Genomic DNA, 17,876 nt, shown 5'->3' with positions numbered 1-17,876 from the left:
TGCAAATCAGGTTTTTAGGAGCGCTGTAATGCCTGAGATCTACCATTTCTTCCAACAACTGGTTAATGGATTGACCATCGGCAGCACCTATGCCTTGATCGCCATCGGCTACACGATGGTGTACGGCATCATTGGCATGATCAACTTCGCCCACGGCGAGGTGTACATGATCGGTTCCTACGTGGCCTTCATCGCCCTGGCGGGCCTGGCCATGATGGGTATCCATTCGCTGCCGATCCTGATGACCGTCGCCTTCGTCGCGACGATCTTCGTCACCAGTGCCTATGGCTACAGCATCGAACGGGTTGCCTACCGCCCCCTGCGCAACAGCAACCGTCTGATCCCGCTGATTTCCGCCATCGGCATGTCGATTTTCCTGCAGAACACGGTCTTGCTCTCGCAGGACTCCAAGGATAAATCCATCCCCAACCTGATCCCCGGGAGTTTCTCCTTCGGACCAGGCGGTGCTGAAGAAGTACTGATCAGCTACATGCAGATCCTGGTGTTCGTCGTCACCCTGGTGGCCATGACACTGCTCACCCTGTTCATCTCTCGTTCCCGCCTGGGCCGCGCCTGCCGTGCCTGTGCAGAGGACATCAAGATGGCCAACCTGCTGGGCATCAACACCAACAACATCATCGCCCTCACCTTCGTCATCGGGGCCGCCCTGGCTGCCGTGGCGGCCGTGCTGCTGAGCATGCAGTACGGGGTGATCAACCCCAACGCCGGTTTCCTGGTGGGTCTGAAAGCCTTCACCGCAGCGGTGCTGGGGGGCATCGGCAGTATTCCGGGCGCCATGCTCGGTGGGCTGGTGCTGGGTGTAGCCGAAGCGTTTGGCGCCGACATCTTCGGCGACCAGTACAAGGACGTAGTGGCATTCGGCTTGTTGGTTCTTGTCCTGCTATTCCGGCCGACCGGCATCCTGGGCCGCCCGGAGGTTGAAAAAGTATGAACAGAAATCTCAAACAGGCGTTCTTCAGCGCCTTGCTGGTCTGGGCCGTGGCCTTCCCGGTGCTGGGCCTGAAACTGAGCATCGACGGCATCAGCCTGGTCGTGCACAGCCAGGGCTCGTTCACCATCAGCATCATCGCCGTGTGTTCGGTGCTGATGTTCCTGCGCGTGTTGTTCGACAAACAGTGGAGTTCGGTGATGGGCCGCCGTTCGGATCGCAAGCTGATCCCCCCGGCAGTCAGTAACTACCTCACCCTGCCCAAAACCCAGCGCTATGTCATCATCGGGTTGATCGTGGTGGCACTGGTATGGCCATTCTTCGGCTCTCGCGGTGCAGTCGACATCGCCACGCTGATCCTGATCTACGTGTTGCTGGGCCTGGGCCTGAACATCGTGGTCGGCCTGGCGGGCCTGCTCGACCTCGGCTACGTGGGCTTCTATGCCGTCGGGGCCTACAGCTACGCGATGCTCTCGCATTATCTGGGCTGGAGCTTCTGGGTGTGCCTGCCGATTGCCGGCCTGATGGCTGCCACATTCGGCTTCCTGCTAGGCTTCCCGGTGCTGCGCCTGCGCGGTGACTACCTGGCGATCGTGACACTCGGCTTCGGCGAGATCATCCGCCTGTTCCTGCGTAACCTCACCGACTGGACCGGCGGCCCCAACGGCATCAGCAACATCCCCAAACCGGAACTCTTCGGCCTGACCTTCGAACGCCGTGCAGCCGAGGGCATGCAGACTTTCCACGAGTACTTCGGGCTGCCATACAACTCGATCAACAAGGTCATCTTCCTGTACCTGGTGGCTCTGCTGCTGGCCCTGCTGGCGTTGTTCGTGATCAACCGCCTGCTGCGCATGCCGATCGGTCGTGCCTGGGAAGCACTGCGTGAAGATGAGATCGCCTGCCGTGCACTGGGCCTGAACCCGACCGTGATCAAGCTCTCAGCATTCACCTTGGGCGCCTGCTTCGCCGGTTTCGCCGGCAGCTTCTTCGCCGCGCGCCAAGGCCTGGTGACGCCGGAGTCGTTCACCTTCATCGAGTCGGCGATCATCCTCGCCATCGTCGTGCTTGGCGGCATGGGCTCACAACTGGGCGTGATTCTCGCGGCCATCGTGATGATCCTGCTGCCAGAGCTGATGCGTGAGTTCAGCGAATACCGGATGCTGATGTTCGGTGCGTTGATGGTGTTGATGATGATCTGGCGTCCGCAAGGCCTGCTGCCTATGCAACGTCCACAGATGGAGCTGCCCCGATGAGCCGCGAAATTCTGCAAGTCAGCGGCCTGAGCATGCGCTTTGGCGGCTTGTTGGCGGTCAACGGCGTGGGCCTGACCGTCAAGGAGAAACAGGTAGTGGCGCTGATCGGCCCGAACGGCGCCGGCAAGACCACCGTGTTCAACTGCCTGACCGGCTTTTACAAGCCCAGCGGCGGCACCATCCTGCTCGATGGCCAGCCGATCCAGGGCCTGGCCGGCCACCAGATTGCCCGCAAGGGCGTGGTGCGAACCTTCCAGAACGTGCGCCTGTTCAAGGAAATGACCGCGCTGGAAAACCTGCTTATCGCCCAGCACCGCCACCTCAACACCAACTTCTTCGCCGGCCTGTTCAAGACCCCGGGTTTCCGCCGCAGCGAGAAGGAAGCCCTGGAGCGTGCGCAGTACTGGCTGGAGAAGGTCAACCTTACCGAGTTCGCCAACCGCACCGCCGGCACCCTTGCCTACGGCCAGCAGCGTCGACTGGAAATTGCCCGCTGCATGATGACCCAGCCACGCATCATCATGCTGGACGAACCTGCCGCAGGCCTTAACCCGAAAGAAACCGAAGACCTCAAGGCCCTGATCGCCTACCTGCGTGAGTCGCACAGCGTCACCGTGCTGCTGATCGAGCACGACATGAAGCTGGTGATGAGCATCTCTGACCATATCGTGGTCATCAACCAGGGCACCCCCCTGGCCCACGGTACGCCGGAAGAGATCCGCGATAACCCTGATGTGATCAAAGCCTACCTGGGGGAAGCGTAAATGCTGAAGTTTGAAAACGTTTCCACCTTCTATGGCAAGATCCAGGCGCTGCACAGCGTCAACGTGGAGATCAACCAGGGCGAAATCGTCACCCTGATCGGCGCCAACGGTGCCGGCAAGTCGACCTTGCTCATGACCCTGTGCGGCTCGCCGCAGGCGCACAGTGGCAGCATCAAGTACCTGGGTGAAGAACTGGTCGGCCAGCCGTCCTCGCACATCATGCGCAAAAGCATCGCCGTTGTGCCGGAAGGCCGCCGCGTGTTTGCCCGCCTGACCGTCGAGGAAAACCTGGCAATGGGTGGTTTCTTCACCGACAAGGGCGACTACCAGGAGCAACTGGACAAGGTGTTGCAACTGTTCCCGCGCCTGAAGGAGCGCTACATGCAGCGTGGCGGCACCATGTCCGGCGGCGAGCAGCAAATGCTCGCCATCGGCCGGGCGCTGATGAGCAAGCCCAAGCTGCTGCTGCTCGACGAGCCTTCGCTGGGCCTGGCGCCGATCATCATCCAGCAGATCTTCGACATCATCGAACAGCTGCGCCGCGATGGCGTGACGGTGTTCCTGGTGGAGCAGAACGCCAACCAGGCGCTGAAGATCGCTGACCGGGCTTATGTGCTGGAGAATGGTCGGGTGGTGATGCAGGGTACGGGGGAAGCACTGTTGACCGACCCGAAAGTACGCGACGCGTACCTGGGGGGTTGAATGAAAAAGGGCCTTCGGGCCCTTTTTTCTGCCTGCAGGACGTGTATCGTGGCCAGCTCTTTGGCAAAGATTCCCGGAGCCCGCCCCATGCGCCTCACCCCTACCCTGCTGCTCAGTGCCCTGCTGCCCCTGTTCGCTGGCTGCCAGTTACTGGCCGAGCAGCCCCGTGACCCGAACATCGGCACCACGCGCATGCAGGGCGAACTGAGCGCCAATGGCGGCCGCCTGTTGTTCAAGCCCTGCAGCGAAGCACGCCGCTTCGTGATCAATGACGTCGCCGGCACCGGCATCCTGCCGGAGGCCGCCAACCTGGCCAAGGACGCCAACGCCAAGTTGTTCGCCGACGTGCGCGGTCGCCTCACTGGCGCCAAGCAGGCCGACAACGACGGCCAGCTGGAGGTCAGCCGCCTGTACCGCCTGGAACCCTCCACCCGCGCTTGCGACGACCCCAACTTCAAGCAGCTGACCCTGCGCGCCAACGGTCATGAACCGGACTGGGACATCAAAGCCAGCGGCAAGGGCATGGTCATCGAGCGAATCGGCCAGCCCCCCCTGCCCTTGCCGTTCCTGGAAGAAGAAGTACCCGGTGGTGGCTTGACCCTGACCAGCGAAGCCAACGGCCAGCACGTGGAACTGTGGGTCGCTCCGCAGCGCTGTGCAGATATCGCCACTGGCGCCATCCACCACCTGCGCGCCGAACTGCGCATCGACGGCAAGACCTTGCAGGGCTGTGCTTACTACGGCGGCGCACGCGACAACTGATCACCGGGCGTTTTTATCCTGCCAGTAGGGGCAGCGAACAGCTTATACTTGGCGGTTTGTGTAAAGCCGCCGGCCGCCCATGGCCGGGATACTGGACCCTGCCATGCTACGAATCACCGAACTGAAGCTGCCCCTGGACCATCCTGACGAAGCGTTGCGCGAAGCCATCGTCCAGCGCCTGGGCATCCGCGACGAGCAACTGCTCAGCTTCAACCTGTTCAAGCGCAGCTACGATGCGCGCAAGAAGAACAGCGAACTGCTGTTCATCTACACCATCGACCTGGAAGCCAGCAACGAGGCCGAGCTGCTCAGCAAGTTCGCTGATGATCGCAACATCGGCCCTGCGCCAGATGTCACCTACAAGTTCGTCGGCCAGGCCCCGGCAGGCCTGCAGGAGCGCCCGATCGTGGTCGGTTTCGGCCCGTGCGGCATCTTTGCCGGCCTGTTGCTGGCACAGATGGGCTTCAAGCCGATCATCCTCGAACGCGGCAAGGAGGTTCGCCAGCGCACCAAGGACACCTGGGGTCTGTGGCGTAAAAGCGTACTCAACCCTGAGTCCAACGTGCAGTTCGGTGAAGGCGGCGCCGGCACCTTCTCCGACGGCAAGCTCTACAGCCAGATCAAGGACCCGCAACACCACGGCCGTAAAGTGCTGGAAGAATTCGTCAAGGCCGGTGCGCCGGACGAAATCCTGTACATCAACAAGCCGCACATCGGCACCTTCCGCCTCACCGGCATGGTCGAACAGATGCGCCAGGACATGATCGCCCTGGGAGCCGAAGTGCGCTTCCAGGAAAAGGTCACCGACCTGTTGATCGAAGATGGCCAACTGACAGGTGTCGTGCTTGAGAGCGGCGAACAGCTGCACTCTCGCCATGTGGTATTGGCCCTGGGCCACAGCGCCCGCGACACCTTCCGCATGTTGCATGCCAAAGGTGTCTACATGGAAGCCAAGCCGTTCTCGGTGGGCTTCCGTATCGAGCACCCACAAACGCTGATCGACAAGGCACGCCTGGGCAAGTACGCCGGCCACCCGAAACTGGGTGCTGCCGATTACAAGCTGGTGTATCACGCCAAAAATGGCCGCTCGGTGTACAGCTTCTGCATGTGTCCGGGTGGCACCGTGGTCGCGGCCACCAGCGAGCCAGGCCGAGTCGTCACCAACGGCATGAGCCAGTATTCGCGTAACGAGCGCAATGCCAACTCCGGCATCGTCGTCGGCATCGACCCCGAGCGCGACTACCCGGGTGGCCCGTTGGCCGGTATCGAACTGCAGGAGCGCCTGGAAGCGCACGCCTATGTAATGGGCGGCAGCAACTACCAGGCACCGGCGCAACTGGTGGGTGACTTTGTCGCCGGCCGGCCCTCCACCGCACTGGGCAGTGTCGAGCCGTCCTACAAGCCAGGTGTGACCTTGGGAGACCTGGCACCGAGCCTGCCGGACTTCGCCATCGAGGCGATCCGTGAGGCACTGCCGGCGTTCGACCGGCAGATCAAGGGCTATAACCTGCATGATGCGGTGTTGACCGGAATCGAGACGCGTACCTCGTCGCCACTGCGGATTACCCGGGGTGAGGATTACCAGAGCCTGAACCTCAAGGGGCTGTTCCCGGCGGGTGAAGGGGCTGGGTATGCGGGCGGGATCCTGTCAGCCGGTGTGGATGGTATTCGTATCGCCGAGGCGGTGGCGCGGGATATGCTCGGCCTCTGACTCTTTATCGACTGACAGGGCCTCTTCGCGGGTAAACCCGCTCCTACACGGAACAATGGTCCCCTGTAGGAGCGGGTTTACCCGCGAAAGGGCCCGGTCCGGCATCAGTCTATTCCAGCACCTACTCCAGACTTCCCCTCCCCCACCCTTCCCCAAATCCATCTAGGCTTGCCCTAGGCCTGCCAGCAACAACATATAACAAAAACGAATATGTTTTTTGTTTTAAGGAACATCATCACAGACTAGGGTGTACGCCCGTACCCTTCGTAAACTGCTCATGGAGAGCCTACAGCCCGTGCGTAGCCTGTTTACCCGTTTCTTCCAGCTCGAAGCTGCCAGCGGCCTGCTGCTGATCGCTGCCGCCGTTCTGGCCCTGATCATCAACAACTCGCCGCTGTCCTACCTGTACAACGGCTTGCTCGACGTACCCGTCGCCGTTCAGGTCGGCGCGCTTAACATCGCCAAGCCATTGCTGCTGTGGATCAACGACGGCCTGATGGCCCTGTTCTTCCTGCTCATCGGCCTGGAGGTCAAACGCGAGGTGGTCGACGGACACCTGTCCAAGCCCTCACAAGTAATCCTGCCTGCCACCGCTGCCGTGGGCGGCATGGTGGTGCCAGCGCTGATCTACTGGTTCATCAACCATGACAACCCTGCAGCCGTGGCCGGCTGGGCAATCCCTACCGCCACCGACATCGCCTTCGCCCTCGGTGTCCTGGCCCTGCTCGGCAAACGCATCCCCGTGTCACTGAAGTTGTTCCTGATGACCCTGGCGATCATCGACGACCTGGGTGCGATCATTGTCATCGCCCTGTTCTACTCCGGCACCCTGTCGAGTGTGTCGCTGCTGCTGGCTGCAGCCTGCCTGGTGGTGCTGGTGGCGATGAACCGGCTTGGCGTGGTCAAGCTCGGCCCCTACATGATCGTTGGCCTGATCCTGTGGGTCTGCGTGCTCAAGAGTGGCGTGCATGCCACCTTGGCCGGTGTCGCACTGGCCTTGTGCATTCCGCTGCGTACACGCAATGCTGAATCGTCGCCTCTGCTGGCGCTGGAACACGCCCTGCACCCTTGGGTGGCCTATGCCATCCTGCCACTTTTCGCCTTCGCCAATGCCGGCGTTTCTCTGACAGGCATGACCTTAGACAGCTTCACTCACCCGGTGCCGATGGGCATCACGGTCGGCCTGTTGCTAGGCAAAACCGTAGGGGTTTTCGGCCTGACCTGGGTGGCGGTCAAGCTACGCCTGGCCGCACTGCCGGCAGGTGCTGGTTGGGGGCAAATATTGGGGGTAGCGATACTCTGCGGCATTGGCTTCACCATGAGCCTGTTCGTAGGCTCGCTCGCCTTCGCCCCGGGTAGCAGCGAGTACGCCGGCATGGACCGCATGGGCATTCTTACTGGTTCGTTCTTTGCCGCAGTGATCGGCTACGCCGTCACCGCAATGGCCAGCCGCAAAACCAGCGTTGCCTGACTTGGCTGAAGCATGAAAAAACCCCGACTGGCAGCAGCCATGTCGGGGTTTTGTTTTACTGCGCTACGGTCAGTGCGAAACGCGGCTGGTACCGTCCACAGTCATGATGCGCACGCGGTCGCCAACACGGAAGATTTCGTTCTCCTGCACGGCCTGCACATAGGCGCGCATGCTGCCATCATCTTCACGAACGGTAATTTCGACGCCTTGGGTACGGGTCAGGCCTTCTTCTGCTGCGGAACCCGCCAAGCCACCGGCCACGGCACCGATCACGGCGGCCACGATGCTGCCCCGGCCACCGCCCACGGCGCTGCCGGCTACGCCACCCACGATGGCACCAGCACCGCCGCCAATCGGGGTCTTGGTGCCCTCGATCTTGACCGGACGCAGGGATTCGATGGTGCCCATACGCACGGTTTGCACGCGGCGGGCTTCGTCACGGGAGTAGCTGTCACCGGTCAGGCTCGAGGCACAGCCCCCCAGCAGCAGCGACATGGTGGTAAAGGTCGCCACCAGCAAAGCGGATTTACGCATGGGTAAAGTCTCCATAAGTCAGGTGCTCATTAGACGCTGCACATTGACGGCTGTCACGGTACAAACGTAATAAAATTGTTTTCATTCAGCCGGGGTACAGCCTGCCGGGCTGTGTCGAAGGCCTTTCAAGTGAGACCAAGAATAGCCATGGATTACTTCATCGTCGTGGTCACCACCGTAACGGGACTGTATTTCCACTGGTGGCTATATGTGCGCATGCGCCGCTGGATGGACCGTGACCTGGCATTGTCGCTGGCAGGGGCTGATCCTGAAAAGCGCGCGTTCATGCTGGAAAGGTTGGCGCAGGCGCGGCAGGAGAAAGTGGGGCGTAAGCAACTGGCGGAGTGGTTGGAGCGCGAGGCGGCGGGATATCCGGGGTAGCTTGATCGATGGCTGGGGCCGCTTGGCGGCCCCAGTTACTCAGGGCGCCAGCCGCTCTCGCAGCCACTGCCCATCCACCAGCCGATAGTTCAACCGGTCATGCAGGCGGCTTGCGCGCCCCTGCCAGAACTCGATGCGCTCGGGCAACAAACGGTATCCCCCCCAATGCTCAGGGCAATGCGGCTGGGTGTCGGAGAATCGCGCTTCGGTGGCCTTTACCAGGCCCTCCAGTTCCTCACGCCCGGCAATCACGCGGCTCTGTGGCGACGCCCAGGCCCCCAGGCGGCTGCCCAGCGGGCGTACCTGGTAGTAGGCATCCGACTCCTGTGCCGTAACCTTCTGCACACGGCCTTCGATGCGTACCTGCCGCTCCAGCGCTGGCCAGAAGAAGGTCATTGCAGCAAAGGGGTTGGCTTGCAGTTGCTGGCCCTTGGCGCTGTCATAGTTGGTGAAGAAGGTGAACCCCTGCTCGTCGAGCCCCTTCAACAGCAATACACGGCAATGCGGGCGACCTTCGCCGTCCACCGTGGCCAAGGTCATGGCGTTGGCTTCCACCGGTACCTGCTCGGTTTTCACCGCATCGGCGAACCACTGGTGGAACAGGGCGAACGGCTCCCCTGGTGCCTGGGCTTCGGCCAGGCCATCACGGGTGTAGTCGCGGCGCATATCGGCCAGGGATTGGGTCATTACTGCGGTTCCTTGACGATCAGTTGGTCTTCGCAGGGCTGTTGGCAGCTACTTTCTTGTCAATAGTAGCTTTTTTGGCTGCTGGCTTGGCCGGTGCAGCTTTCTTCTTGGCTGCAGTCTTCGCAGGTGTCTTGGCCTTGGCTACAGGTTTCTTCGCCGCAGTTTTGGCAGCCGGCTTGCTGCCAGCGGCCTTGGCGGCTGGCGCCTTGGCATCCTGCACTGCCACCATCGAGGCTGGGGCGGGTGCGGGGGTGGCCTGCTGGTATTTGGCCAAGAGTGCGACCATGGTGTTCTGTGGGGTCAGCAACATTTCCACCCGGCGGTTCAGGGCGCGCCCCTCGGCGCTGTCGTTGGCAGCGCGCGGCATCACCGAGCCCATGCCCTTGAGGGTCAGGCGGTCACGCTGCAGGCCACTGAGGCGGAAGATGGCCGATACCGACGCGGCGCGCTCCAGGCTGAGCTTCTGGTTGACAACGGCGGCGCCGCTGCTGTCGGCATGGCCCAGTACCAGCACGGCAGTTTTGGGGTCGCCTTCGACAGTCTTGGCGACGCGGGTGATCGGGCCCAGGGACATGGGCAGCAGCATGTTCGGGCGATCAGGATTGTACGAGCTGTCCACCGGCAGGGTTACCGCCAGCACATTGTCGCGACGCTCCAGCTCCAGCTTGCTGTCCTTGATCGCTTCACGCAGCTTGGGCTCGTATTCGTCCAGCCAGGCCTGGGTGGCCTTCTGGTCAATCTTCGGCACCACCGGTCCCTTGGCTTGCTTGTCCTCACCACCAAACGGCCACCACCAGCGGCTGGCGCTTTCGGATTTGGCATCGGCTTTGGCCACCTTTTCAGTGACGGCTGACTTCACTTGCTGCTCGGCAACCTTGTCCGAACCGAAAGGCCACCAGCTGGAACCACCTTCCTTGGAGCCGTCCGGGGAGTGGCTGGCGCAGCCGGTAACGGCGGTCAGGCACAGGGCGAGTGCTAAGGTTTTATGTGAAGACATCAGCGATACACCATGAAATAGAAAGATATTTTGCCTACGAACTTCAGGCGTTGGCATTGAGGATAGTCAAAGGGGTGTGGCAATACCCGCATTACCCGATCAAAGGCAACTGGCAAGAACGCGTACCAGTTTCTGGGCTCGTGGATCCATCAGCACGTAAGGGCCGAGGGTATTGACCACAAAACCGAAGGCCACATCATGCTCCGGGTCGGCAAAACCAACCGAACCACCGGCACCGGGGTGACCAAAGGCGCGGGCGCCGAGGCCAAATGTGGCATTCGCCACATCGGGCTGGTCGAGCATGCAGCCCAGGCCGAAACGGGTCTGGGTGAGCAAGGTACGGTCTTGGCCGAGGCTATGCTCGCGGGTCAGCTCATCGAGCAGTTCGGATTCAAGCAGGCTGCCGTCCAGCAGCCCGGCATAGAACCCCGCCAGGCTGCGTGCGTTGCCATGGCCATTGGCCGCTGGCTGCTGCATGCGCCGCCATTCCGGTTTGTTGGTGCTGGTCAGTATCGCGGGCGGGTTGGTAAAGGCCCGGGTCGACAGTGCCTCGGGCTCGCGCATGGTCACCTGCAGCAAGCGTTGCGCTGCGGCATCTCCAGCATTGCCTTTGCCACGGGCGATATGCGCGACGCGGTGAAACTCTTCGTCAGCCAGGCCAACATGGAAATCCAGCCCCAACGGGCGGGCGGTGCGGGCCACGATCGAGTCGCCAGGGCCACGGCCGTCGGCACGGCGAATCAGTTCGCCAATCAGCCAGCCATAGGTGATGGCGGCATAGCCGTGTTCTGTGCCTGGCGTCCACCACGGTGCCTCGGCAGCCAGGGCATCGACCATGACCTGCCAGTCATACAAGGCTTCGGCCGGCAGCAGCTCACGAATGGCCGGCAAGCCGGCACGGTGGCTGAGCAGCTGGCGCAAGGTGATCGACTGCTTACCCGCCTGGGCAAACTCGGGCCAGTAGTTGGCCACCGGGGCATCGAGGGCCAGCTTGCCCTCGCCGACTAGCTGCAGGGCGGTAACGGCCGCGAAGGTCTTGGTGCAGGAGAACAGGTTGGCGATGGTATCGCTGTGCCAGGCCTGCTGGCCGTCCTTGTCGGCACTGCCGGCCCACAGGTCAACGACGGTTTCGCCACCCACCTGGATGCACAGCGCGGCGCCACGCTCCTGGGGATCATCGAACAGCGCGGCAAAGGCTTCGCGCACTGCTTCGAACTTCAGCTCATAGTGACCCTGGATCTGCACCCGCTGCTCTCCGTACGACCATATCCAAAAAGGTGTGCATTGTTTCAGTAGTTGGGTGTTTTGCAAACTGGCTAGGGCCAAGTGGTCGTGACACAAGGCCCTTCTTACCTAAGTTGACTGCATCAACCTGATCTCAGGGGGCCGGCTTTTCCAGCTCGGCACGCAGCTGGTTCATGGTGTGCTGATTGCTTTTGCGCACGGCATCGACAAACCCTGGATATGGCATATCGGTAATCGCCACCAGCCCGAGGTGACCGTTCTCACCATCAAGCAGGCGACCGCTGGCCGGTTGGTCGAGGTACTGGAACCAGTGCGCGCCAACGATCATCGGCTGCGCCATGGCCGCCTTGAGGAAGTTTGCGTAGGCCGGGCCGCGATCCTCTTCCCGCGCCAGTTCCAATGGCCCCGGCCAGAACGGCCCGCGATCACGCGAGCCGAACTGGAACTCGGACACCAGCACCGGCTTGTCCAGTTCCGCCAGGCGGGCAAAGTCGTAGCCGTCCTGTGGCTTGAGGGTATAGAAGTTGAAGCTCAGCACATCGCAGAACTCGGCGCAGGCCTCGACCGCCTCCGGTGTGCTGACCGCATAACGGCCACCCAGGAGCATGTGATTGGGCGCATGCCACTTCAACGAATCGGAAATGGTCTTGAAGTAGGTCTCGGCAAATACCTGCTGGAAGTGCTGATAGTCACGCTCGATTTCCGGGTGCTCCGGGTTAGGCAACGGCGCCTCGAAGCCAGGATCTTCCATGAGTTCCCAGGCGGTCAGTTCGATGCCCCAGGCCTTGGACAGCCCCTCCTGGTTGCGATACTTGTCGCGCAACTGCTTGAGGAACGCGCGCTTGGCTGGCACGTCGGTGGTCAGGCGCAAGGTACCGTAAGCCAGGCCATAGCGGGCCTTGGGGTCGCTTCCGGGGGCAGCCCAGGCCAGCTCGTTGTCCGCAAAGTAGCCGATCAACCAAGGGTCATCACGGTGATCGCGAGCGGCAATGGCCACGGCACGCTCGGTGGCCATGGCAAACCGCGGGTCGAACGGGTCGGGCATGCGCCCCCACCAGTCCATGCCAGTGCTGATGCTGGCGTAGTCGCCCTCGATCGACAGCGGCAAGGTATACGGCATGCGTCTGGCTTGGCCAAGAGCCGGCTCACTCCAGTTGCCAACTGTGTTGAACCCCCAGGCCTGAAGGCGGTCAAGCGCGTGCGCCTGCCAGCGGTCGGCATCCAGCGCCGGCGGTGCGCAGTCCGCTGGCTGGCCCTCCACCGCAGGCGGGCAGGGTTTGCCGTAGGCACGCTGCAGGTTGGCGGCGTAGAAGTCGAACCAACGCCCCTGCTTGAAATTGCGCCCTTGCGACGAGGCATTGCCATCGTCGTTGTTGCTTTCGCCATAGAACGCGGCCAGTGCATCGCCCTCGGCGGGCAGGGCCTTGAACATGCCTTCGCGCCCGGCGACATAAGTACGCCCGCCGTCTGCCGCCACGGCGTTCACCCCCAGCGAATAGAACGGGTGCCCATCCGGCGTTACCAGATACCAGCGGCCATCACGCTTTTCAGTGCGAAAGAAGCCCTTGGCTGCAAAGGCCGGACCACCCACCAGGCCGCCGTAAGCGTCCAACTGCTGCTTGCTGCGCTCCGCCAACCAGCCCTTGAGCTGTTGCTGTTCACGGGTATTGGCCGCCTTGAGCTGCTCGTCACTGGATACCTTCTCGGGCCAGGTCCCGCGAGTCGACTGGCCATAGGCATCAATCAGCTCGTGATAGGCCGCCCTGTACGCCTGGTCGTCATCCTGAATACCGACACGCTCGATCAACAGGCTCTGCGCAACCTTGGGGCTGGGGATGCTCAGGCTGACCGAGGTCACCTGCTTGAGGTCGACTGCACCGGCACTGCTGGTCAACAGAACGCGCTGACCACCATGGTTCCAGGGCATCGGCGGGCCGGCGCGCATGCCCTGGCTCAGAGGTGAGCGGGCCGTCAACGGCACCATCACGGTTTGCGCGGGGCCAGCGGGCAGGTCGATACGGCTGGTCAAGGTGCGCCCATCGCTGCCTTGCACCGTAACATCCACGGTCAATGCCCAATCCATGGCACTTTGCAAGCGCAAGGTCAGGAACTGCCCCGCAGACCAGTCCCACACCCCGCTCTGCGGGCTCAGGCGAAGGGTCGGCTGCTGCGCCGGGTTGAACACCACACGCCGCAACACCTCGCCCTCGGCCGTTTGTTCCGCGTTGTACTGCGGCATGCCGGCATCCACGGTCGCCACATTGACCACCGAGGCCGGGCGCACAAAGCTGAACAGCGTTTGCTGCTCGGCCAGCAAGGGCGAACTGCACAACAAGGCGAAAACAGCGGGCAGGGTGCGGCGGATCATAAGGCGGGGGCTCTCCTTCAAGACCCTGACGGGCCCAAGACGAGTAATGGACAATGCGCCGGAGCAAGTGCTCCGGCGATCAGGAAATTTCCCGCCGGAACGGCGGTAGCGCATTGAGAATAGCCTTGCCGTAACGCTGCGTGACCAAGCGCCGGTCAAGCAAGGTGATAACGCCGCGATCCTGCTCGGTACGCAGAAGGCGACCGCAAGCCTGGATCAGCTTCAACGAGGCGTCGGGCACGGCAATTTCCATGAACGGGTTACCGCCACGTGCCTCGATCCACTCGGCCAGCGCAGCTTCGACCGGGTCGTCGGGCACAGCAAAGGGAATCTTGGCGATGACGACGTGCTCGCAATACGCACCCGGCAGGTCGACACCTTCGGCAAAGCTGGCCAGGCCAAACAGCACGCTGTGCTGGCCATCGTCGACCCTCGCCTTGTGCTTGTTCAGGGTTTCCTGCTTTGAAAGGTTGCCCTGGATGAGCACTAGCTTGCGCCAGTCACGGTCCAGACCATCAAACACATCCTGCATCTGTTTGCGTGACGAGAACAACACCAGCGCGCCACGGGCATCTTCGACGATGTTCGGCAGCTCGCGGATGATTGCTGCAGTGTGCGCGGTAGCATCGCGGGGGTCGGCCTTCAGGTCGGGGACCCGCAAAAGACCGGCATCGCCATGCACAAACGGGCTGGGCACCACACAAGTGACGGCATCGCGCGGCAACCCCGAACGCATGCGGAAACGGTCGAACTTGCCCAGCGCTGTCAATGTCGCCGAAGTCACAAGCGCACCGTGCGCCACGCTCCACAGGCTGCGCCGCAGCATTTCTGCGGCGAGGATGGGGCTGGCGTTGACTTCGATGTCGAACAGCGCGCCACTCTCGGCCAAGGTCAGCCAGCGCGCCATGGGCGGGCTGTCTTCTGGGTCTTCGGCAGTGAAGGCCGTCCACAGCTCCCAGTTGCCCTGAGCACGGGTGACCAGGCTGCCGAACAGCGGATACCACTCTTCGGCCTGATGGCTGGCGATGCCGATGTTGACCTCACCGTCCATGCCTTCCTTGAGCAGGTCAGCCAGTCGGGTGAACAGATCGTTGAGGCGGGCAAAGCCCTTTTTCAGTTCGATGCCCACTTCGCGAATCTGCTCCGGCACCACCCCACCCTCGAAACGGTAACGCGGGCGTTCACGGCCTTCGGTGTCCTCGCTGGGACGGAAGTCGGCCACCTGTTCACAAAGGGTGAACATGAACTGCTGCTGGGTGCGTACTTCTCGCGCCAGCTCCGGCACCTGCTCGATGTACTTGCCCAGGTCGCCGGGCAGCGGATGCTGGGCCAGCAATTTGGTCAGGTTCTTGGCGGTCTGTTCCAGCCAGTCGGCGGTGGAACGCAGCCGCGAATAATGGGCGAAATGGCCGATGGCCTTGTCTGGCAGATGATGGCCTTCGTCGAACACGTACATGGTATCGCGCGGGTCGGGTAACACCGCACCGCCACCCAGGGCCAGGTCGGCCAGGACCATGTCGTGGTTGGTGACGATCACATCGACCTTGCCCATGCCTTCGCGAGCCTTGTAGAACACGCACTGCTGGAAGTTGGGGCAGTGGCGGCCGGTGCACTGGCTGTGGTCGGTGGTCAGCCGTGCCCAGTCCTGGTCTTCCAGGGCCTCTGGCCAGCTGTCACGGTCACCGTCCCAGCGGTTGCCGGCAAGCTTCTCGATCATGCTGTTGAACAACTTCTGGCTGCGCTCGTCGACTTCGATACGGAAGCCTTCTTCCTCGAACAACTGAGCCGTGGCTGACTGGGCGTGGCCTTCCTGCAACAGGATGTCGAGCTTGGACAGGCACAGATAGCGGCCACGGCCCTTGGCCAGGGCGAAGCTGAAGTTGAGGCCACTGCTGCGCATCAGGTCGGGCAGGTCCTTGAAGACGATCTGCTCTTGCAGGGCTACGGTAGCCGTGGCGATCACAAGGCGTTTGCCGGCGGCCTTGGCCGCCGGGATGGCAGCCAGGCTGTAGGCTACCGTCTTGCCGGTACCGGTGCCCGCTTCCACGGCCACCACGGCAGGCTCGCCAGCGCGGCGGCCTTCATCGTCGCAAGCAATGTCGCCAAGCACTTTGGCCACTTCGGCGATCATCAGGCGTTGGCCATAGCGCGGCTTGAGGCTCTTGGCTTCGAGAAAACGCGAATAGGCGCCCTGGATAGTGGCTTTGAGTTCGTTGCTGATCATGGTCTGCAGGCGCCCGGAGGGCTGGATATATTTTCAGTGTTTCGCATGGGGCGGCTATCATACCCCGCTATTGCCCTTTCTGCCGCATGGAGATCCGAATGCTCGCCTTTGCCCTGCCCTACACACTGCATGTTCTGGCCGCCCTAGTATGGGTCGGCGGCATGTTCTTCGCCTGGCTGGTGCTGCGCCCGGCAACGGTTGCAGCCCTGGAAGGGCCTGCCCGCCTGCGCTTGTGGGTGGAAGTTTTCCGACGCTTCTTCGGCTGGGTCTGGCTGGCGGTGGCGATTTTGGCGATAAGTGGTATCGGCATGTTGCACATGCGCTTCAGCGGTTTCGAAACGGCGCCCCGGTACGTGCACGTAATGATAGGTGGCGGGATCGCCATGCTTGCCTTGTTCATGCGCATTCAGGCGTTGCTGCTGCCGGAATTGAAGGCAGCAGTACAGGCCGAGGACTGGCCGACGGGGGCGGCGGTACTGGGGCGCATTCGGCGGATGGTGGGTATCAATCTGTTGCTGGGGCTGGCCGTGGTTGCGGTGGCCAGTTCGCGGCTGGTGATCTGACAGGTTCTGCGCGCAACCTGTAGCGAAGCCGGCGCCACGGTGAATGTCACCGGCGTTGCCGGTGTTCGCGGGCAAGCCCCCTCCAGCAAGGGGCCGCAGTGAGAATCAGAGCCGCTGCAAGATCAGTTCACCCGCGGCGCCTTCCGCGCACGGGGAATGGACATCACATGGAAGATACCCGTCAACAGTATTTGCAAACGGTCAAACCAGCGGTGACTGCGTCCGCGCAGGCTGCGATTGAAGAACAGCACTTCAAGCAGGTGCAGGCCCAACAAGACGATGCCGGCAGCATTGATCAGCAGATTGAAGGGCAAGGGTTGTGGCATCAACTGATTGAACAACACCACCCCCCAGAAAGCGACCGTCAGGACCTTGCCCAGGCCCAGGATGAACTTCATACCCCGCCCCTATCGATTGTTCTCATGTCGAGGCAGCCTGATCGAGCAAACCATGCGAACAGCATTCACGGTAATGCCAAGGCAGGCGCCAACACCACTCAGTTGAGGTGCAGTTCCACCCGTCGGTTGCGCGCGCGGCCCTCGTCGGTTTCGTTGTCGGTAACCGGCTCGCTTTCCCCGCGGCCCTGGCTAGTGACCTTGCCCATCTCCAGGCCCTGCCCAATCAAGTACTCGGCCACGCTGCTGGCGCGGCGTTCGGAAAGTGCCTGGTTGTAGCTGTCGGAGCCCACACTGTCGGTGTGCCCGATCACACGGACCTTGGCCACCGTCGGTGAATTGAGTTTCGCCACCAGGCCTTGCAGGCGTTGCTGGGCCGCCGGCGTCAGTTCGGCGGAGTCGAAGGCGAACATCACCGCGCCGTTGTCATCGAGGGTGATCACCTCTGGCGAGGGTTCGGGAGCACTGGCAGGTGGCGCGACCGGGTACTGTTTCAGTGGGCAACCCATGTGGTCGACCGCCGTGTTGGCAGGGGTCTCGGGGCAGTGATCACGTCGGTCGAAAATGCCGTCACCATCTTCGTCACCGTCCTGGGCGTAACAAATCAGCCCCCCGGCGATGGCGCCCAAGGCACCACCACCGGCAGCCCAGGAAGAACTCTCGATGGCGCCAAGGCCACCACCGACCAAGCCGCCCAGCAGGCTGCAGATGGGCCAGGTCCTTTGGTTGAGGGGCGCGCTGCCATCACTGTGCGTGGCACAGCCCGCGAGCAGGCTGGCAGCCACCAACAGCGGCAATGCCGCCTTCGACGTCACACTCATGCTGAATGCTCCTGTGTCATTGGCCACAAACGGCTGGCCGGCATGA

General features: G+C 62.2%; 17 protein-coding genes. 9 read left to right on the top strand and 8 right to left on the bottom strand.

What is annotated here, in order from left to right; translation table 11 throughout:
* Positions 1–28 precede the first annotated feature (28 nt).
* From livH to nhaA, 7 genes are all read left to right on the top strand, one after another.
* Positions 29–952, top strand: a complete 924-nt coding sequence (gene livH / locus AC3B5Q_RS05515; RefSeq protein WP_008097482.1) for a high-affinity branched-chain amino acid ABC transporter permease LivH — start codon at positions 29–31, stop codon at positions 950–952.
* Entirely contained in the window at positions 949–2,205 is a 1,257-nt protein-coding gene (locus tag AC3B5Q_RS05510; protein WP_101196506.1) for a high-affinity branched-chain amino acid ABC transporter permease LivM, read from the top strand. The genes livH and AC3B5Q_RS05510 overlap by 4 nt, the downstream gene beginning before the upstream one ends.
* Complete coding sequence (livG, locus tag AC3B5Q_RS05505; RefSeq protein WP_021785842.1) at positions 2,202–2,969, top strand: high-affinity branched-chain amino acid ABC transporter ATP-binding protein LivG; 768 nt, start codon at positions 2,202–2,204, stop codon at positions 2,967–2,969. The genes AC3B5Q_RS05510 and livG overlap by 4 nt, the downstream gene beginning before the upstream one ends.
* Positions 2,970–3,671, top strand: coding sequence for an ABC transporter ATP-binding protein (locus AC3B5Q_RS05500; RefSeq protein ID WP_021785841.1), 702 nt, complete (start codon positions 2,970–2,972; stop codon positions 3,669–3,671).
* An 87-nt stretch (positions 3,672–3,758) separates the two neighbouring features.
* A complete protein-coding gene (locus tag AC3B5Q_RS05495; RefSeq protein WP_084850151.1) occupies positions 3,759–4,433 on the top strand; it encodes a COG3650 family protein in 675 nt (224 codons plus the stop codon).
* A gap of 103 nt (positions 4,434–4,536) precedes the next feature.
* On the top strand, positions 4,537–6,144 hold the full coding sequence (locus AC3B5Q_RS05490; protein WP_019750617.1) for an NAD(P)/FAD-dependent oxidoreductase: 1,608 nt from the start codon (positions 4,537–4,539) through the stop codon (positions 6,142–6,144).
* Between the two features lie 277 nt (positions 6,145–6,421).
* Positions 6,422–7,615 carry a Na+/H+ antiporter NhaA gene (gene nhaA / locus AC3B5Q_RS05485; protein ID WP_275966788.1) on the top strand — a complete coding sequence of 398 codons (1,194 nt, stop codon included), beginning with the start codon at positions 6,422–6,424 and terminating at the stop codon, positions 7,613–7,615.
* A gap of 69 nt (positions 7,616–7,684) precedes the next feature.
* On the opposite strand, the gene AC3B5Q_RS05480 is transcribed toward nhaA, so the two are convergent.
* On the bottom strand, positions 7,685–8,149 hold the full coding sequence (locus AC3B5Q_RS05480) for an outer membrane lipoprotein (RefSeq protein WP_009684613.1): 465 nt from the start codon (positions 8,147–8,149) through the stop codon (positions 7,685–7,687).
* A gap of 147 nt (positions 8,150–8,296) precedes the next feature.
* Here AC3B5Q_RS05480 and AC3B5Q_RS05475 point away from each other — a divergent pair, with 147 nt between their 5' ends.
* Complete coding sequence (locus AC3B5Q_RS05475) at positions 8,297–8,530, top strand: hypothetical protein (protein ID WP_021785838.1); 234 nt, start codon at positions 8,297–8,299, stop codon at positions 8,528–8,530.
* A 39-nt stretch (positions 8,531–8,569) separates the two neighbouring features.
* On the opposite strand, the gene pdxH is transcribed toward AC3B5Q_RS05475, so the two are convergent.
* From pdxH to dinG, 5 genes are all read right to left on the bottom strand, one after another.
* Entirely contained in the window at positions 8,570–9,217 is a 648-nt protein-coding gene (pdxH, locus tag AC3B5Q_RS05470) for a pyridoxamine 5'-phosphate oxidase (protein ID WP_003254885.1), read from the bottom strand.
* A 19-nt stretch (positions 9,218–9,236) separates the two neighbouring features.
* On the bottom strand, positions 9,237–10,214 hold the full coding sequence (locus tag AC3B5Q_RS05465; protein ID WP_367250716.1) for an OmpA family protein: 978 nt from the start codon (positions 10,212–10,214) through the stop codon (positions 9,237–9,239).
* Between the two features lie 99 nt (positions 10,215–10,313).
* A complete protein-coding gene (locus tag AC3B5Q_RS05460) occupies positions 10,314–11,459 on the bottom strand; it encodes an EstA family serine hydrolase (RefSeq protein WP_021785835.1) in 1,146 nt (381 codons plus the stop codon).
* A gap of 133 nt (positions 11,460–11,592) precedes the next feature.
* Positions 11,593–13,827 carry a beta-galactosidase gene (locus tag AC3B5Q_RS05455; RefSeq protein WP_323601484.1) on the bottom strand — a complete coding sequence of 745 codons (2,235 nt, stop codon included), beginning with the start codon at positions 13,825–13,827 and terminating at the stop codon, positions 11,593–11,595.
* A 79-nt stretch (positions 13,828–13,906) separates the two neighbouring features.
* The gene (dinG, locus tag AC3B5Q_RS05450; RefSeq protein ID WP_084850150.1) at positions 13,907–16,051 is read right to left on the bottom strand and encodes an ATP-dependent DNA helicase DinG; all 2,145 of its coding nucleotides are present in this window, start codon (positions 16,049–16,051) and stop codon (positions 13,907–13,909) included.
* A 98-nt stretch (positions 16,052–16,149) separates the two neighbouring features.
* On the opposite strand from dinG, the gene AC3B5Q_RS05445 reads away from it, so the two are divergent.
* A complete protein-coding gene (locus AC3B5Q_RS05445) occupies positions 16,150–16,614 on the top strand; it encodes a CopD family protein (RefSeq protein WP_021785832.1) in 465 nt (154 codons plus the stop codon).
* A gap of 122 nt (positions 16,615–16,736) precedes the next feature.
* Here AC3B5Q_RS05445 and AC3B5Q_RS05440 read toward each other — a convergent pair whose 3' ends face one another.
* Positions 16,737–17,012, bottom strand: coding sequence for a DUF1145 domain-containing protein (locus AC3B5Q_RS05440; RefSeq protein ID WP_084850149.1), 276 nt, complete (start codon positions 17,010–17,012; stop codon positions 16,737–16,739).
* A 98-nt stretch (positions 17,013–17,110) separates the two neighbouring features.
* Complete coding sequence (locus AC3B5Q_RS05435; RefSeq protein ID WP_084850148.1) at positions 17,111–17,830, bottom strand: PA1041 family peptidoglycan-binding anchor lipoprotein; 720 nt, start codon at positions 17,828–17,830, stop codon at positions 17,111–17,113.
* Between the last annotated feature and the right edge of the window lie 46 nt (positions 17,831–17,876).

Source organism: Pseudomonas sp. D5(2026), from assembly GCF_057766845.1.
Note: the sequence above shows the minus strand (reverse complement) of the source record. Positions and strands in the feature narration are given on the sequence as shown.

Coding starts and splice junctions, on each gene's coding strand:
- livH (WP_008097482.1), top strand. CDS start 29: ATGCCTGAGATCTACCATTTCTTCCAACAACTGGTTAATGGATTGACC.
- AC3B5Q_RS05510 (WP_101196506.1), top strand. CDS start 949: ATGAACAGAAATCTCAAACAGGCGTTCTTCAGCGCCTTGCTGGTCTGG.
- livG (WP_021785842.1), top strand. CDS start 2,202: ATGAGCCGCGAAATTCTGCAAGTCAGCGGCCTGAGCATGCGCTTTGGC.
- AC3B5Q_RS05500 (WP_021785841.1), top strand. CDS start 2,970: ATGCTGAAGTTTGAAAACGTTTCCACCTTCTATGGCAAGATCCAGGCG.
- AC3B5Q_RS05495 (WP_084850151.1), top strand. CDS start 3,759: ATGCGCCTCACCCCTACCCTGCTGCTCAGTGCCCTGCTGCCCCTGTTC.
- AC3B5Q_RS05490 (WP_019750617.1), top strand. CDS start 4,537: ATGCTACGAATCACCGAACTGAAGCTGCCCCTGGACCATCCTGACGAA.
- nhaA (WP_275966788.1), top strand. CDS start 6,422: ATGGAGAGCCTACAGCCCGTGCGTAGCCTGTTTACCCGTTTCTTCCAG.
- AC3B5Q_RS05480 (WP_009684613.1), bottom strand. CDS start 8,149: ATGCGTAAATCCGCTTTGCTGGTGGCGACCTTTACCACCATGTCGCTG.
- AC3B5Q_RS05475 (WP_021785838.1), top strand. CDS start 8,297: ATGGATTACTTCATCGTCGTGGTCACCACCGTAACGGGACTGTATTTC.
- pdxH (WP_003254885.1), bottom strand. CDS start 9,217: ATGACCCAATCCCTGGCCGATATGCGCCGCGACTACACCCGTGATGGC.
- AC3B5Q_RS05465 (WP_367250716.1), bottom strand. CDS start 10,214: ATGTCTTCACATAAAACCTTAGCACTCGCCCTGTGCCTGACCGCCGTT.
- AC3B5Q_RS05455 (WP_323601484.1), bottom strand. CDS start 13,827: ATGATCCGCCGCACCCTGCCCGCTGTTTTCGCCTTGTTGTGCAGTTCG.
- dinG (WP_084850150.1), bottom strand. CDS start 16,051: ATGATCAGCAACGAACTCAAAGCCACTATCCAGGGCGCCTATTCGCGT.
- AC3B5Q_RS05445 (WP_021785832.1), top strand. CDS start 16,150: ATGCTCGCCTTTGCCCTGCCCTACACACTGCATGTTCTGGCCGCCCTA.
- AC3B5Q_RS05440 (WP_084850149.1), bottom strand. CDS start 17,012: ATGAAGTTCATCCTGGGCCTGGGCAAGGTCCTGACGGTCGCTTTCTGG.
- AC3B5Q_RS05435 (WP_084850148.1), bottom strand. CDS start 17,830: ATGAGTGTGACGTCGAAGGCGGCATTGCCGCTGTTGGTGGCTGCCAGC.